This window comes from Streptomyces sp. CA189, assembly GCF_056428985.1.
The window spans coordinates 1-14,107 of record NZ_JBWJVM010000134.1 but is presented as its reverse complement, the minus strand read 5'-3'; the positions used below and the strand labels follow the sequence as shown (position 1 = coordinate 14,107).

Sequence of the window (14,107 nt, the reverse complement as noted above, 5' to 3'; positions counted from 1 at the left end):
CCCCCTCGGAGTCGGCGTCCCCCACCCCCACCCCGTCCGAGACGACCTCCCCGTCCGCGTCGGCCTCCACGGGGACGACCACGAGCGGCGGCGGCAGCGTGGGCGTCTCCACCAACGTCTCGGGCGGAGCCGCCGGCGGCTCCGGCGGCCCCGGTGGAGGCCTGGCCAACACCGGCGCCAACGCCACCACGCTCGGCCTGCTGAGCGCGGTCCTCGTCGTCACCGGCGGCGCGTTCGTCTGGTGGGCCCGCCGCCGCGGCCTGCTGACCTTCCCGGGCAACTGACCGAAGCCGCAGCAACCGCGGCAACCGCGGCAACCGCGGCAACCGCCGCGTCCGCCGCGTCCGCCGCGTCCCCGCAGCATCCGCATCCGCATTCGGAGTAGACACGATGACAGCCACCTCCACCCCGCCGGTGGACGTGCGCCCCGACCCCGCCGGAGCCCCCGAGGGCCCGGCGGGGCGTACGGGCCCACCCGGCCTGTGGGCCACCGGCGCGGCCCTGGCCATCCTGGGCGCCCTGCTCCTCGGCTTCGTCGCGGAAGTCGGCCCGCTCGGTCACCTCCGCCACGAGCGGGACCGCCGGGTGGGGTACGCGCAGCTCCGGGAACAGCTCGCCAACGCCACCGCGCCGCTGGGCCCGACCGAGCCCGGCACCCCCGTCGCCCTGCTGGAGATCCCGCAGATCGGGCTGCGCGAGGTGGTCCGCGAGGCGACCACCTCCGGGGTACTGGCCTCCGGGCCCGGTCACCGGCGCGACACGGTCCTGCCCGGCCAGCCCGGTACGAGCATCCTCATGGGCCGGCAGGCGGGCTACGGCGGCCCCTTCGCCCACATCGCGGACCTCGCGCGCGGGGAGACCTTCCTGGTCGTCACCGGCCAGGGCGAGCACACGTACAAGGTGCTGGGCGTCCGCCGCGCGGGCGACCCGCAGCCGGCCCGGCCGGCCGCCGGCGCCGCCCTGCTCACGCTCATGACGGCGGACGGGACCCCGTACATGCCGGACGGCGTGGTCCACGTCGACACCGAACTCACCACGCCCGTACAGCAGTCCGGCGGCCGCACCCCGGGGCGGCTGGCCGCGGACGAGGCCCCGCTCGGGAGCCAGACCTCGGCCTGGTTCCCGCTGGTCCTGTGGGCGCAGGCACTGCTGCTCGCCGCGGCGGCCCTGGCCTGGGCGCGGATCCGCTGGGGTCGCGCGCACACCTGGCTGGTCGGCTTTCCCGTACTGGCCGCCCTCGGCCTGGCGGTCGCCGACCAGGCCGCCCTCCTCCTGCCCAACCTCCTGTGAACGAGGCCGTGATGACGACGCAGACGATCCCCCTCCCCGCGCTCCCCGCTACGGGCGCGTCCACCCTCGACGCCCGGGACGTCTCGGCGTGGTTCGGCGGCCGCAAGGTCCTCAACCGGGTCTCCCTGACGATGCCCGGCGGCCAGGTCACGGCGCTGATCGGCCCCTCGGGCTGCGGCAAGTCCACGTTCCTGCGGATCCTGAACCGGATGCACGAGCTGATCCCGGGCGCCGAACTGGCCGGCGAGGTCCTGCTCGACGGAGAGGACGTCTACGCCCGCGGCCGCCGGCTCACCGACGCGCGCCGCCGGATCGGCATGGTCTTCCAGAAGCCGAACCCCTTCCCGGCGATGTCGGTCTACGACAACGTCACGGCGGGCCTCAAGCTGACGGGCACCCGTGTTTCGGGGGCCGAGAAGGACGCGCTGGTGGAGGAGTGCCTGACCAAGGCCGGGCTGTGGAAGGAGGTCCAGGACCGGCTCCGCCAGCCGGGCGGCGCGCTCTCCGGCGGCCAGCAGCAGCGCCTGTGCATCGCACGCTCCCTCGCGGTCCGGCCGCGGATCCTGCTGATGGACGAACCCTGCTCGGCCCTGGACCCCACCTCCACGCGCCGCATCGAGGAGACCGTCCGCGAGCTGGCGGACGAGGTCACCATCGTGATCGTGACGCACAACATGCAGCAGGCGGCCCGGGTTTCCGACCAGTGCGCCTTCTTCCTCGCGGAGCAGGGCACGCCCGGCCAGATCGTGGAACACGGACCCACGGAGGCCATGTTCTCCAGCCCCGCCGACCCGCGCACCTCGGACTACGTCCAGGGCCGCTTCGGCTGACCCCGGCGGCTCCGTCCCGTGACGGGTGACTACATTGGGGTACATGCCTACGCTGCCTGTGGTCCTCTTGCTGACGGGAAGCCTGCGGGCCGGGTCCTCCAACGAGACCGTCCTGCGCACCGCGCGGGCGGCGGCCCCCTCGCGGGTGAGGACGGTCCTCTACGAGGGGCTGGCGGACCTTCCGCACTTCAACCCCGACGACGACGCCGATCCGCTGCCGGGCCCCGTGGCCGGGTTGCGCGCGGCGATCGCCGAGGCGGCCGCGGTCCTGATCTGCACCCCGGAGTACGCCGGCACCCTGCCCGGCTCCTTCAAGAACCTGCTGGACTGGACGGTCGGCGGCACCGAGATCTGCGACAAGCCCGTCGCCTGGGTGAACGCGGCGGCCCCGGGACGCGGCCAGGGCGCGGAGGCCGCACTGCGGACCGTCCTCGGCTACACCGGCGCCGACATCAGGGACGAGGCGTGCGTACGGATCCCCGTGGACCGCCGGACGGTCGGCGCCGACGGGACCATCACCGACGAAGCCGTACGCGCACAACTCGGCCGGATCCTCGCCCTGTTGGCCTAGCGGGTGCCTGCGGGCGGCCGCGGATCGGGTTTGAGGCGGCGCAGGGTGTAGCCCCCGTGCGCCGGGTCAAGGTGCTTGGTGGCCTCCTTGAAGAGGTGCTCGGCCCGCTCGTAGGACAGGCGGCGCCGGCCCGTGTCCGGACACAGATCGGCCGGCCCGGGGGTCCGGGCCGGTCCGGGCCGCCGTTCGGAGAGGAACACCGGGCCCCGGGTGCGGCCGGCCAGCAGCAGGGGCAGCAGCCGGGCCGTACCGGAGCGCCAGCTCACCCACGTGCGGCCCGCGCGGGCCCGGCGGTCCTCCAGGTCCAGGTCCTCCACGTTCAGGGACAGGACGGCCTTCACCCCCGCCGCCGACTCGTGCAGGAGCCGCCACAACGTCTGTTCCCTCAGGGGTACTTCGGGGTCGCTCCAGAGGGCGTCGAGCTGCGCGGGGCCCAGGGTGGATGCCCGGGGGCGGGGCTCGGCGCGCCGCTCCAGCCCTGCCGCGAGTCCGTCCAGTCCGGCCCAGGCGCCGAAGGAGCGTACGGCCGAGCGGTGCCGGTTCCAGGTCCTGGCCGCCGCGGCGCCCCAGGCGGCCGAGCACACCCGTGCCACCTCCTCGGACGTCAGACGGGACAGCGGCGTGCCGTCGCCGAGGTCCAGGCGCAGCCGCCGCAGGGTCTGCCCGTACGAGCGGACCGTCGCCGCGTCCAGATCCGCCCGGCCCAGGAAGCCCTCCGCGGCCCGGCCGAGGGTCGGACCCGGTGCGGGACCCGCCGGGCCGCCGGTGGCCGGGACCTCCTCGGCGCGCCGGCGCAGGAAGGCGCGCTCGGCGGCGTTCTTGGCGAGGGCCGCCGCCCGGAGGAACTCCCTCCGCGCCTCCGGGCCGCGGTCCAGGCGCAGCAGCAGGTCTCCCCGGACGCTGGGGAGGAGGTGGTAGTCGCGGAGCACGGGATCGGCGACCAGGGAGTCCACCAGGTCGAGGCCGGCCTGCGGCCCGTCCGCCATCCCCAGCGCCACCGCCCGGTTGAGCTGGACCACCGCCGTCGGCCGCAGCCGCGCCAAGGCCCCGTACAGGGTCGCGATCTGCGCCCAGTCGGTCTCCGCGGCGGTGCGTGCCTGCGCGTGGCGCACGGCGATCGCCGCTTGCAGCATGTACGGGCCGGGTGCCCCGCCGGCCTCCCGCGCGCGCAGCATCGCGGTGAAGCCGCGGCGGACGAGCAACTGGTCCCAGCGCCCCCGGTTCTGCTCGTGCAGCTGAACCGGCTCGCCCGAGGGCCCGGTGCGCGCCGCCGAACGGGAGGCCTGGATCTCCATCAGCGCGACCAGGGCGTGCACCTCGGCCTCCCGGGGGACCAGCTCGGCCAGCAGCCGGCCCAGCCGGAGCGCTTCGAGGCAGAGCCCGGGCCGCATCAGATCGTCGCCGGAGGTGGCCGAGTAGCCCTCGTTGAAGATCAGGTAGATGACCTCCAGCACCGAGGACAGCCGCTCGGGCAGCTCCGTCTCCTCCGGCAGGTCGAAGGGCACGCGGTGCTCGGCCAGCGTGCGCTTGGCCGCGGCGATCCGCCCGGTGACGGCGGTCGCCGTGACGAGGAAGGCCCGTGCGATCTCCTCGGCCGTCAGGCCGCCCAGCAGCCGGAGGGTGAGCGCCGCACGGGATTCGGCCGGCAGTACGGGGTGGCAGGAGAGGAACATCAGCCGCAGGACGTCGTCCTGTTCGGGCTCCTGACGCTCCTCCAGCTCGTGGGCGAGCTGCTCCTGCTTGTCCGTCAGCAGCCGGGAGCGCCGGATGTGGTCGACCGCCCGGCGCTTGGCCGTGGTCGTCAGCCAGGCGCCGGGGTTGTCCGGGACCCCGGCGCCCGGCCACTGTTCGAGCGCGGCGACGAGCGCGTCCTGGGCCAGTTCCTCGGCCAGGCCGACATCGTGCACCATGCGCGTGAGTGTGGCGATGATCCTGGCCGATTCGAGCTTCCAGACCGCGTCGATCGTCCGCGAGGTGTCCGGCACGGATCAGGGGCCGTAGACCTGCTGGACCACGCTCTCGCCGTCACCGACGATCCTGCGGAACCGGCGGGCCAGCTCGATCGCCTCTTCCCTGGACCGGACCTCGATCAGCGCGAAACCGGCCACGGCCTCCTTGGCCTCGGCGAACGGCCCGTCCGTCACGGTGATCTCCTCGCCCGCGGAGGCCACCAGGATGCCGCCCGGTTCCAGGCCGCCTGTCGCCAGCAGCACGCCGGCCGCCGTCAGCTCCTCGATGAACCTGCCCATTTCGGCGTACAGCCGCTCGTCGGGGGCGGCGTCGGACGGCTTCGTCGTCATCAGGTAGCGCATGGGGACTCCCTTGTCTCGTGGTCGGAGCTGCTGCCCGTACCTGCCTACACGTCGAACGGGTGATGTGACAGGGAACGCGCCCATTCCCTGTCAGCTTTCCGGTTCGACGTATCGGCGAGAACCGAAAACGAGCCGCAGCCGCATGCGCCGCACCCGAGAGGCATCCACCATGACCACGCAGACCCCCGCCGCCACCGTCTCCTCCGCCACCCGCTCCTCCTTCTCCTCCTCCTCCGACTCCCCGTCCTCCTCCGCCGCCACGCGCTCCCTGCTCACCTGCGTGGTCGTCGCCTCCCCGGTGTGGGCGGTCGTCTCCCTGACCCAGGCCGCGACCCGCCAGGGCTTCGACATCACCCGCCACCCGCTGAGCGCGCTGAGCAACGGCAGCCTCGGCTGGCTCCAGATCACCAACTTCCTGCTCGCCGGAGCCCTCCTCGCCATCGGGGCGACCGGCCTGCGCCGGGCCCTGCGCGGCACCTCCGGATCCACCTGGGCGCCCCGGCTGGTCCGGATCGCCGGCATCGGCATGATCGCGGCGGGGGCCTTCGTCATGGACCCGGTCGACGGCTTCCCCTTGGGCGCCCCCTCCGCGGAGGCCGCCACGCTCACCTGGCACAGCTACGCGCACTTCGCCGCCGGGACGGTCACCTTCACCTCGCTGATCGCCGCCTGCTACGTCCTGGGCCGCCACTTCGGCCGCGCTGGAAACCGCCGGTACGCGAGCGCCTCCCGGGTCGCCGGTAGCGCCCTCCTGATCGGCAACGGCTGGGCGATGAGCGGCGGCCCTGCCGGCACCCTGACCCTGGCCGTCGGAGCCGTCACGGCGATGCTCTGGATCTCCGTGGTCGCGTACCGCGGCCGCCGCGGCATCTGACCCGCGGCCGTGCCCTTCACGGGGTCTCCCGGGCTTTTAACCGGTGATGCGGAGGGTGTCAAGTCCCGAGTTTCCGGAACATGACCCGGATGTACCGGCCGGGGCTTACTTGAGGCACGAGGAAGGGACGGAAAAACCTCTCCGAGGGACTCTTCTTCTCCTCGAATTACCGCACCGTCCCGAATATCCGGGGCACCTAAACCATTAGGAGAAGGCCATGAACCGTAAGACTCGCACCAACAACGGCGTCCGCACCAACCGTCGTGGATTCCGCATGGCGACCCTGGTCGCATCGGCCGCCATGATCTCGGGAGCGGTCATCCTTCCGGCCTCCATGGCGACGGCGGCCCCGATGCCGGCGGCCCATGTGGCCACTGCCCTCCCGGCCGCCGGTGGCGCCGGAGGGGACGGCGGGGAAGGCGGCGGCGGCCTCATCGGCGGCGGTGGCGGCTCCGGCGGCTCCGGCGGGGGCAGCGTCCTCGGTACCGGCGGTGCCGGCGGCAACGGAGGCAAGGGCGGCGACGGCGTCCTCTCCGGTGGCGGCGGCGGTGGCGGCGGTGGCGGCGGCGAAGGCGTCATCGGCGGCAAGGGCGGCAACGGCGGGGGTGGCGGCAGCGGCCTCTTCGGTGGCAGCGGTGGCAACGCCGGCAACGGCGGCGACGGCAAGCTGATCGGCGGCAACGGCGGCAAGGGCGGCAAGGGCGGCTTCGGCGTCTTCGAGGGCGGCAACGGCGGCAAGGGCGGCAAGGGCGGCTTCGGTGGCCTGTTCGGCGGCCTCGGCGGCGGTGGCGGCGCCGGTGGCGGCAGCATCTTCTAACCGCGATTGAGAGAGGGGTGGAGGCCTTCAGGGCCTCCACCCCCACCCCCCAGACCTACCCCCTTCTTTCTCATCAGCGACACCCGTGATCTCACGGAAACGGAGAACCCCCATGTTCACGAGCCCCTGGCAGCGTCCGCTCATCCTGGCGGCGGCCTCCCTGGCTTTCGTCACCGGTACGGCGTGCGCCGCGCAAGCTGCGCAGTCCCACACCCCCGCACACAACGTTTCCTCGGTCATGACCGGGTCGCCCGCCCACTGCGGGATCGGCGGCGAGGGCGGCGAGGGCGGCGAAGGCGGCAAGGGCGGCAAGGGCGGTCAGCCCGGTGAGCCCGGTGAGCCCGGCAAGCCCGGCCGCGCCGGCTGCTTCCGGTTCGACGACCTGCCGGACAAGCCCAAGTCGGAGCTGACGATGGTGGACAAGGTGCGCATCGTGGTGACCCTGCTGGCCGACGACTCCGACGAGATGAAGGAGAAGATCGCCAAGAAGTACGAGATCTCGACCGACCAGATCGACAGCTGGAAGAAGAGCTACCAGAACGGCGACTGGCTCGCCCTGATGGGAAGCAGCTCCCCCTTCTCCCCCCTCTCCACCTGACATACGGGCCCGTCCGGCCGGTGGCCGGCCGGGTCCTTTCCGTCCGAATTCCCGGCACCCAGTTCAGCAATCAATCGGCAAGGAGAATCCCATGCGCGCACGTTCTTGGAAGTTCCGTATTGGTCTTGTCATCTCGTCGACGTTGATCGGTGCCGGTGCGATGGCGCCCGCGGCCATGGCGGCTCCGGCGTCCGCGGTCCGTACGGCTCCGACGGCGTCCCACGGCTGGCAGGGCGGGTACGACGCCGCCGGCGGTGACAGCAGACCGGGCACGAGCCGACTCACCGGCAAGGTCAAAGTCGGCAACGGCAGCGTCCGCGTCGGGGACAAGGTGTGCGCGGGCAACTGCAACGGAACGGTCAACGGCACCAACGGGGGCAACGGCGGGATCTGCGCCGGACTGTGCAACGGCAGCGCCAACGGCGGGAACGGCACCCAGGGCCGGCCGGCCGGCGACGGAACGAAGGGCGGCAACGGCGGGATCTGCGCCGGAGTGTGCAACGGCAGCGTCAACGGCGGAAACGGCGGAAAGGGCGGCAACGCACCCGCCGGCGGCGACGCCGGCAACGGCGGCCGGGGCGGCAACGGCGGCATCTGCGTCGGCGTCGGCTGCGAAAGCAGTGGCCGCGGCGGCAACGGCGGAGCCGGCGGCGACGACGACTGACCACCCGGCCGGGCACCATCCCCCGTGGGGCGAGCGCCGCTCGCCCCACGGGCGTGCGTGTGGATCACTGGATAGACTTGCGACGGGAGGCGCCTGATGGGCACGGCAGCGAACCGGGGCCTTTATACGGGCCGCGCCTCCGGCCTGATCGGGCAGCAGATCGCCGGCTACCGGATCGAGCGCATCATCGGCCGGGGCGGCATGGCCGTCGTCTACCAGGCGAAGGACCTGCGCCTGGACCGTACGGTCGCGCTCAAGCTGATTGCCCCGGAGCGCGTCCGGGACGAGGTCTTCCGGCGCCGCTTCGCCCACGAATCCCGGGTGGCCGCGAGGATCGACCACCCGCACATCGTGCCCGTCTTCGAAGCGGGGGAGACCGACGGGGTCCTCTACATCGCCATGCGGTACGTCGCCGGGATGGACCTGCGGGCCCTGCTGGACCGGGACGGACCGCTGCCCGTCGCGACCGCGCTGCGCATCGCCGCCCAGGTGGCATCGGCGCTCGACGCCGCCCACGAGCACGATCTGGTGCACCGGGACGTCAAGCCCGCCAACATCCTGGTCGCCGAGGGCACCGACAGCGACCACCCCGAGCACGTCTACCTCACGGACTTCGGCCTGACGAAGAAGTCGCTGGCGCTCACCGGGTTCACCACGGCGGGCGAGTTCGTCGGCACGGTCGACTACATGGCGCCGGAACAGATCTCGGGGCGCCCGGTCGACGGCAGGTGCGATGTCTACAGCCTCGGCTGTGTCGTCTACGAGTCCCTCGCCGGCGGGCCGCCCTTCGTCCGGGACGACGCCCCCGCGCTGCTGTGGGCGCACCAATACGAGAAGCCGCCTCCCCTGACGGAGAAGCGGCCCGATATCGCGTCGGCGGCCGACGTTGTACTGGCGAAGGCTCTGGCGAAGGTCCCGGAGGACCGCTACGACTCCTGCCTGGAATTCGTGGCGGCTCTGCGTGCGGCCACCGTGACCGCACCTGCCCGGCGGGCCGGTCCGCAGCCTGCGGATCCGGGGAGCCAGGCGCCGCCCAGGGAACCCCCGGACTGGGCCCGGCCGGTGTTCACAGGCCCAGGGAGATCGCCAGGCGGGTCATTTCCGCCGTCGTGTTGATGCCCAGCTTGGCCCGGATGCGGCGCAGGTACGCGTCGACCGTGTGCTTGGAGAGTCCCATGGAGCGGGCCGTCTGCACGTAGGTGCACCCGGCGGCGATGTGGCGCAGCGCCTCCTGCTCACGCGGAGCGAGGACGGCTGCGGGGGCTGTGGCGGCTTCGGGGTGCGGCGCGACGAGTGTGAGGCTCATGGGACTTCCTCCGGCACTTCGGCTCGTTCATCACGGCTGCTCGCACCTTTGGAAGCAGAGGACATGTCCACGAATGTGAATGTATGTCCGTGTTAAAGAGCCTGTCGGTGGGAGTTCATGAGCCTGTCCGTCGTCTGTCACGGGCGTGTCACAGGGCAGGGGAGAAGGTCCTCAGTCCTCGGAAGGTCCTCAGAACCCGGTGAGGGACTGCTCGGCCCAGATGGTCTTGCCGAAGAGGGTGTGCCGGGTGCCCCAGCGCTGGGTGAGCTGCGCGACCAGCAGCAGGCCGCGCCCTCCCTCGTCGAAGATCCGGGCCCGCCGCATGTGCGGGGCGGTACCGCTCGCGTCCGAGACCTCGCAGATCAGCGTGGTGCCCTCGTGGATCAGCCGGAGCTGGACGGGCGGCTCGCCGTAGCGGATGGCGTTGGTGACCAGTTCGCTGACCACGAGCTCCGTGACGAAGGCGGCGTCGTCGAGCCCCCAGACCGTCAGCTGGTCGGTTGCGTTGCGGCGGGCCTGCGCGACGAAGGAGGGGTCGGAGGGCAGGTCCCAGACGGCGACCTTGTCGGTGTGCAGGGCCCGGGTACGGGCGACGAGCAGGGCCACGTCGTCATCGGGACGGTGGGTCAGCAGAGCCGTCAGCACCCGGTCGCAGACGGTGTCCAGGGTGGAGGCGGGCAGGACCAGGGCCGCGAGCATGCTGTCCAGGGCCTCGTCGATGTCGTGGTCGCGGGCCTGTAGCAGGCCGTCGGTGTACAGCGCGAGCAGGCTCCCCTCGGGAAGTTCGACCTCGACCGTCTCGAAGGGCAGGCCCCCCAGGCCCAGCGGCGGCCCCGCCGGGACGTCGAGGAGGTACGCGGAGCCCTCGGGGGAGACCACGGCGGGCGGGGGGTGGCCGGCCCGGGCGGCGGTGCACCGGCGGGTCACCGGGTCGTACACCACGTAGAGGCAGGTGGTGCCGATGCCCCCGGCCGCCTCCTGGCCGGTCTCGTCGGCCGCCAAGTGGATGATCAGGTCGTCGAGGTGGGTGAGCAGCTCGTCGGGAGGCAGGTCGACGTCGGCCAGCGTGCGTACCGCGGTGCGCAGCCGGCCCATGGTGGCAGTGGCGCGCATGCCGTGGCCGACGACATCGCCCACGACCAGGGCCACCCGGGCTCCGGACAGCGGGATCACGTCGAACCAGTCGCCGCCCACACCGGCCTCGCCGCCGGCGGGCAGATAGCGGGAGGCGATCTCCAGCGCCGACTGCACGGGCAGCGTGTGCGGGAGCAGGCTGCGCTGCAGCGTCATCGTGCTGGTGTGCTCCCGGGCGGTCCGGCGCGCCCGGTGGATGCCGGTGGCCGCCCTGGCCGTGAGCTCCTCGGCCAGCCGCAGATCCTCCGGATCGAAGGGCTCCCGGAGCTGGTGGCGGCTGAAGACGGCCAGGCCGAGGGTGGTCCCGCCGTCGCGCAGCGGCACCAGCATCACCGAATGGGTCCCGTACTCGCTGATCCAGGCGGCCCCGGGATCCTGCGCCACCCACCGGGCGACGGCCGGGTCGGCGGTGCCGTACACGGCGCCCCGCCCCGCGGCCAGGCACTCCACGGGGGGCGACAGCGCCGGGTACACGGTCGTCTCCCCGACCGCGATCCGGGCCTCCTGGCTCCCGCCGAGGACCGACCGTACGGCGCTGCGTGACACCGTGAGCGCCCCCGTCCCGGGACGCGGTGCCGGCCCCGCGCCGCGCGGGGAAGGTTCGAGCAGGTCGACGACGGCGAAGTCGGCGAGCCGGGGGACGGCCGCGTCGGCCAGCTCCTGCGCGGTGCGGGCACTGTCCGGGGTGGTGCCGATGCGGGCCCCGGCGAGGTCCGACGGGAGCGCCTGCCGCGGGCCGCGGTCACCGGTGGCCCTGTCGTGCGCCGTCAGGTACACGGCCCGCACCCGGCCGTCCGGACCCGGTACGGGGGCCAGCGAGGTCGCCCAGCCGTACGGCGCGCCCGCGCCGGGCGGCCGGACGAAGCCGTCCACGGACTGCGGCTCGCCCGTCTCCAGCACCCGGCGCATCCCCCGCTCGGTCTCCTCGCTCACCGGGTCGGGGGCGATCTCCGACAGGCGCAGCCCGCGCATCTCGGCCTCCGTGAGGGAGAGCGCGCGGTGCATGCCGTCGTTCGCCCGCACCAGCCGCAGATCCTCGTCGAAGACCGCCAGGACGCAGGGGGACCGGTCGAAGGCCCATTCGCCCAGGGCCTCGCCCCAGGCCGCACCGGGCGCTCCCGCCACGGCGGACACCACCAGCCACTCGGCCGCCCCGTCGGCGGCCGTCCTGCGGTGCGCGAGCAGTCCCGCGTCCAGCCGCCGGCCGTCCCGGTGGCGCAGCGGCACGGTGCCGCTCCACCGCTCCTGCCCGGGCCCTACGGGCCGCGCCGCAGTGCCCGTACCGCCGGATCCGCCCGGCCCGCCGGACCGGTCCGCGAGCAGGTCCGCGGCGGGCAGTCCCACGACCTCCGATGGCGCGTAGCCGAGCAGCCGGCGGGCGTCCTCGCTCCACCCGGTCACGATGCCCTGCTCGCTGACGGTGGCCGTTGCCGTGTACGCGGCCCCCGGGGAGGCGTGCGTCGTCCGGGCCGGCCGCTCACCGGGAGGGGTGGGAAGTTGCTCCATCGCCGCTCATCTCGCCTTCGCCTGGCCAGGGGCTCCACTGACAAGCATGATCCGGCGCGGCAAGGAGCACCAACGCAGTGCCGTCACGTGCCCGGGTGCGCCAGGACGAGGGCCAGGACCGCGTCCGCCGCCCGCCAGACCATCGCGCGGCGCCGCCCGCCGAGGAGGGGCGGCCGCAGGCCCAGGATCTCCACGCGGCGCGGAGCGGCGCCGAACACCCCGCTCCGGTCGGCCTTGACCGCCGCCTCCTTCAGGGCCCAGGCGGCGGCCAGGACCTCGGGCCGGTCCGTACCGATCAGGGAGAGCTCCCCGGGCGCCAGGACGTGATCCGCGACCCGGCGTACCGCCTCGGCCGAGGCGGTCTCGCACAGGTCCACTCCGACCGGTTGCGGGGCGAGGGCCGCGGCGGCGTGCCGGGCGGTGTGGCTGATGGAGAGGTGCAGCTCCGGCAGCGGGCGGCCGCCGACCAGGACGTACGGGCTGCCGTCCGCGCGGGGGAGCACCTCGACCTCCCGCTCCGGAGCGCCGACGGCCTCGTGGACCAGCCCCTTGGCGAGCAACCGACCGGCCGTCCACTCGGCCTGCCGCCAGGCCGGCAGCGCGTGGACGACGCGCCGCTCGGCCGGTGAGAGGAAGGGCGCCCGGTCGGGCTCGCCGCGGCGGGCCACGAGGAGCACGGCACCGCCCCAGCGGTGGACGTGGCCCGGTGCGATCGGCGGGAAGGCGACGGTGTGCATGACGGCGGGGATCACGCGGCGGCGGGGGCGGCGGTGTCCGTGCCCGTGTCCAGCTGTCGCGCGCGCAGCCGGTCCCTGTCCTCGGGTACGGCCTGGTGGGGCGAGGCCCAGGAGGACTGGCCGTCGACTTCGGCCACCGGCAGGTCCAGCAGCCGGCGCTCCTCTTCGGGGATCAGGGTGCGGGGGTCGACGGGGGCGCCCAGGACCGCGAGCTGGGCGAGGGCCAGGGTGAAGGTGTGTCCGTTGTCGGGTTCCTCTCCGGCGGCGGGGACGATGTGGATGTCGCCGTGGCCGGTGAGGTTGCGGCGGGCCGAGGTGAGGAGCGAGGTGCCGCCCGTCACCTGGAGGAAGATGCGGGCCCCTTGGTCGTAGGCGGTGCGGATCGCGTCGCCGAAGAGGACCGGTGCGGACGCGTGTCGGGTCCACAGGGCGCGCAGCTGGTCGGGGTCGGTGCAGACCTCGGCGTTCACGGACGAGACGAAGGGCACGGCGGGGCTGCTGACCCGACGGGCGGCGAGGCCCGAGCGCACGGCCTCCTCGGCCCGGGCCAGGTGCGGGGAGTGGAAGGCGTTGGACACGTCGAGCGTCGCGGTGACGACCCCGGCTTCGGCGCAGGCCTTGCGCAGGGCGGCGAGGCCTTCCGGCGTGCCGCTGACGACGATCTGTCGCGGCTGGTTGAAGCAGGCGAGCCAGACGCCGTCGATCCCGTCGACGAGCCGGAGGCAGGTCTCCTTGTCGGTCTGCACCGCGAGCATTCCGCCCCGGAGGCCGGTTTGGGCCCGTCGCAGGGCCGCCCCGCGGTGGACCAGCAGCCGGACGGCGTCCACGGGGGTCAGCGCCCCGGCCGCCGCGGCGGCCGCGAACTCCCCGGCGCTGTGGCCCAGGGCGAGGTCGGGGGTGATGCCGCAGTCGGCGAGGATGCGGGTGGCGGCGATCTGGACGGTGCCGAGCAGGGGCTGGCACACCTCGGTGGAGGCGAGCCTACGCTCGAACTCCCCGTTGTCCACGAGGGACGCCTCGGAGGCGGAGGCCTCGCCGTACAGGAGGTCGGCCAGGTCGTAGCCGAGGTCGGCGCGGGCCACGGCGCTGAGGACGCAGACGGCGGAGCGGTAGGCGGGGAACCTGTCGTGGAGGTCGCGCATCATGCCCGGTCGCTGGCTGCCCTGGCCGGGAAAGAGGAAGGCGATGCGGCGCTGCGCGGCGGGCAGGGGGGCCTCGGCGGCGAAGGCGCCGTCGCCGAGGTCGCCGCGGGTGCCGGCGAGGAGCTGCTCACGGGCGTGGCGCAGGCGTTCGACGAACGTGTTCGTGTTGGTGGCGACGATCGCGAGTCGGGCGGTCAGGGGTTCGCGGGAGCCGAGGGTGTGGGCCACGGCGGCCAGCGGGGCACGGTCCGCCGTGTCGAGTGCGTCGAGTACGTCGCCGATGTGCTGGTCCAGCAGCTCGGCGTTGCCGGCCGAGAGGAAGACGA

General features: G+C 73.7%; 15 protein-coding genes. 9 read left to right on the top strand and 6 right to left on the bottom strand.

The window, feature by feature from the left end:
- The 4 genes from AC061S_RS43355 to AC061S_RS43340 all read left to right on the top strand — a co-directional run.
- Nucleotides 1-284: LPXTG cell wall anchor domain-containing protein (locus AC061S_RS43355; protein ID WP_478691390.1), on the top strand; the 284-nt coding region annotated here is incomplete at its 5' end.
- Nucleotides 285-390: 106 nt separating this feature from the next.
- Nucleotides 391-1,290 carry a sortase gene (locus tag AC061S_RS43350; RefSeq protein ID WP_478691389.1) on the top strand — a complete coding sequence of 300 codons (900 nt, stop codon included), beginning with the start codon at nucleotides 391-393 and terminating at the stop codon, nucleotides 1,288-1,290.
- Nucleotides 1,291-1,301: 11 nt separating this feature from the next.
- On the top strand, nucleotides 1,302-2,120 hold the full coding sequence (locus AC061S_RS43345) for a phosphate ABC transporter ATP-binding protein (RefSeq protein ID WP_478691388.1): 819 nt from the start codon (nucleotides 1,302-1,304) through the stop codon (nucleotides 2,118-2,120).
- Between the two features lie 43 nt (nucleotides 2,121-2,163).
- The gene (locus AC061S_RS43340) at nucleotides 2,164-2,691 is read left to right on the top strand and encodes an NADPH-dependent FMN reductase (protein ID WP_478691387.1); all 528 of its coding nucleotides are present in this window, start codon (nucleotides 2,164-2,166) and stop codon (nucleotides 2,689-2,691) included.
- Here the strand turns inward: AC061S_RS43340 and AC061S_RS43335 are convergent.
- A complete protein-coding gene (locus tag AC061S_RS43335) occupies nucleotides 2,688-4,676 on the bottom strand; it encodes a sigma-70 family RNA polymerase sigma factor (RefSeq protein WP_478691386.1) in 1,989 nt (662 codons plus the stop codon). The two genes, AC061S_RS43340 and AC061S_RS43335, sit on opposite strands and share 4 nt — an antisense overlap.
- 3 nt (nucleotides 4,677-4,679) lie before the next feature.
- Nucleotides 4,680-5,003 (bottom strand): YciI family protein, encoded by a 324-nt coding sequence (locus tag AC061S_RS43330; RefSeq protein WP_478691385.1) that lies wholly within the window; start codon nucleotides 5,001-5,003, stop codon nucleotides 4,680-4,682.
- A gap of 169 nt (nucleotides 5,004-5,172) precedes the next feature.
- Here AC061S_RS43330 and AC061S_RS43325 point away from each other — a divergent pair, with 169 nt between their 5' ends.
- From AC061S_RS43325 to AC061S_RS43305, 5 genes are all read left to right on the top strand, one after another.
- Nucleotides 5,173-5,877 carry a DUF998 domain-containing protein gene (locus AC061S_RS43325; RefSeq protein WP_478691384.1) on the top strand — a complete coding sequence of 235 codons (705 nt, stop codon included), beginning with the start codon at nucleotides 5,173-5,175 and terminating at the stop codon, nucleotides 5,875-5,877.
- Nucleotides 5,878-6,094: 217 nt separating this feature from the next.
- Entirely contained in the window at nucleotides 6,095-6,694 is a 600-nt protein-coding gene (locus tag AC061S_RS43320) for a hypothetical protein (protein ID WP_478691383.1), read from the top strand.
- A 112-nt stretch (nucleotides 6,695-6,806) separates the two neighbouring features.
- The gene (locus tag AC061S_RS43315) at nucleotides 6,807-7,292 is read left to right on the top strand and encodes a helix-turn-helix domain-containing protein (protein ID WP_478691382.1); all 486 of its coding nucleotides are present in this window, start codon (nucleotides 6,807-6,809) and stop codon (nucleotides 7,290-7,292) included.
- Between the two features lie 91 nt (nucleotides 7,293-7,383).
- The gene (locus AC061S_RS43310) at nucleotides 7,384-7,956 is read left to right on the top strand and encodes a hypothetical protein (protein WP_478691381.1); all 573 of its coding nucleotides are present in this window, start codon (nucleotides 7,384-7,386) and stop codon (nucleotides 7,954-7,956) included.
- Between the two features lie 96 nt (nucleotides 7,957-8,052).
- Entirely contained in the window at nucleotides 8,053-9,072 is a 1,020-nt protein-coding gene (locus tag AC061S_RS43305) for a serine/threonine-protein kinase (RefSeq protein ID WP_478691380.1), read from the top strand.
- Here the strand turns inward: AC061S_RS43305 and AC061S_RS43300 are convergent.
- From AC061S_RS43300 to AC061S_RS43285, 4 genes are all read right to left on the bottom strand, one after another.
- Nucleotides 9,023-9,262, bottom strand: coding sequence for a response regulator transcription factor (locus tag AC061S_RS43300; RefSeq protein WP_478691379.1), 240 nt, complete (start codon nucleotides 9,260-9,262; stop codon nucleotides 9,023-9,025). The genes AC061S_RS43305 and AC061S_RS43300 overlap by 50 nt on opposite strands.
- Before the next feature lie 189 nt (nucleotides 9,263-9,451).
- A complete protein-coding gene (locus tag AC061S_RS43295; RefSeq protein WP_478691378.1) occupies nucleotides 9,452-11,902 on the bottom strand; it encodes a SpoIIE family protein phosphatase in 2,451 nt (816 codons plus the stop codon).
- Between the two features lie 83 nt (nucleotides 11,903-11,985).
- Complete coding sequence (locus tag AC061S_RS43290; RefSeq protein ID WP_478691377.1) at nucleotides 11,986-12,639, bottom strand: 4'-phosphopantetheinyl transferase superfamily protein; 654 nt, start codon at nucleotides 12,637-12,639, stop codon at nucleotides 11,986-11,988.
- Between the two features lie 11 nt (nucleotides 12,640-12,650).
- Nucleotides 12,651-14,107, bottom strand: a 1,457-nt coding sequence (locus AC061S_RS43285; RefSeq protein WP_478691376.1) for an acyltransferase domain-containing protein, incomplete at its 5' end; no start/stop codon positions are given.

Coding starts and splice junctions, on each gene's coding strand:
- AC061S_RS43315 (WP_478691382.1), top strand. CDS start 6,807: ATGTTCACGAGCCCCTGGCAGCGTCCGCTCATCCTGGCGGCGGCCTCC.
- AC061S_RS43300 (WP_478691379.1), bottom strand. CDS start 9,262: ATGAGCCTCACACTCGTCGCGCCGCACCCCGAAGCCGCCACAGCCCCC.
- AC061S_RS43310 (WP_478691381.1), top strand. CDS start 7,384: ATGCGCGCACGTTCTTGGAAGTTCCGTATTGGTCTTGTCATCTCGTCG.
- AC061S_RS43295 (WP_478691378.1), bottom strand. CDS start 11,902: ATGGAGCAACTTCCCACCCCTCCCGGTGAGCGGCCGGCCCGGACGACG.
- AC061S_RS43345 (WP_478691388.1), top strand. CDS start 1,302: ATGACGACGCAGACGATCCCCCTCCCCGCGCTCCCCGCTACGGGCGCG.
- AC061S_RS43340 (WP_478691387.1), top strand. CDS start 2,164: ATGCCTACGCTGCCTGTGGTCCTCTTGCTGACGGGAAGCCTGCGGGCC.
- AC061S_RS43325 (WP_478691384.1), top strand. CDS start 5,173: ATGACCACGCAGACCCCCGCCGCCACCGTCTCCTCCGCCACCCGCTCC.
- AC061S_RS43320 (WP_478691383.1), top strand. CDS start 6,095: ATGAACCGTAAGACTCGCACCAACAACGGCGTCCGCACCAACCGTCGT.
- AC061S_RS43350 (WP_478691389.1), top strand. CDS start 391: ATGACAGCCACCTCCACCCCGCCGGTGGACGTGCGCCCCGACCCCGCC.
- AC061S_RS43305 (WP_478691380.1), top strand. CDS start 8,053: ATGGGCACGGCAGCGAACCGGGGCCTTTATACGGGCCGCGCCTCCGGC.
- AC061S_RS43330 (WP_478691385.1), bottom strand. CDS start 5,003: ATGCGCTACCTGATGACGACGAAGCCGTCCGACGCCGCCCCCGACGAG.
- AC061S_RS43290 (WP_478691377.1), bottom strand. CDS start 12,639: ATGCACACCGTCGCCTTCCCGCCGATCGCACCGGGCCACGTCCACCGC.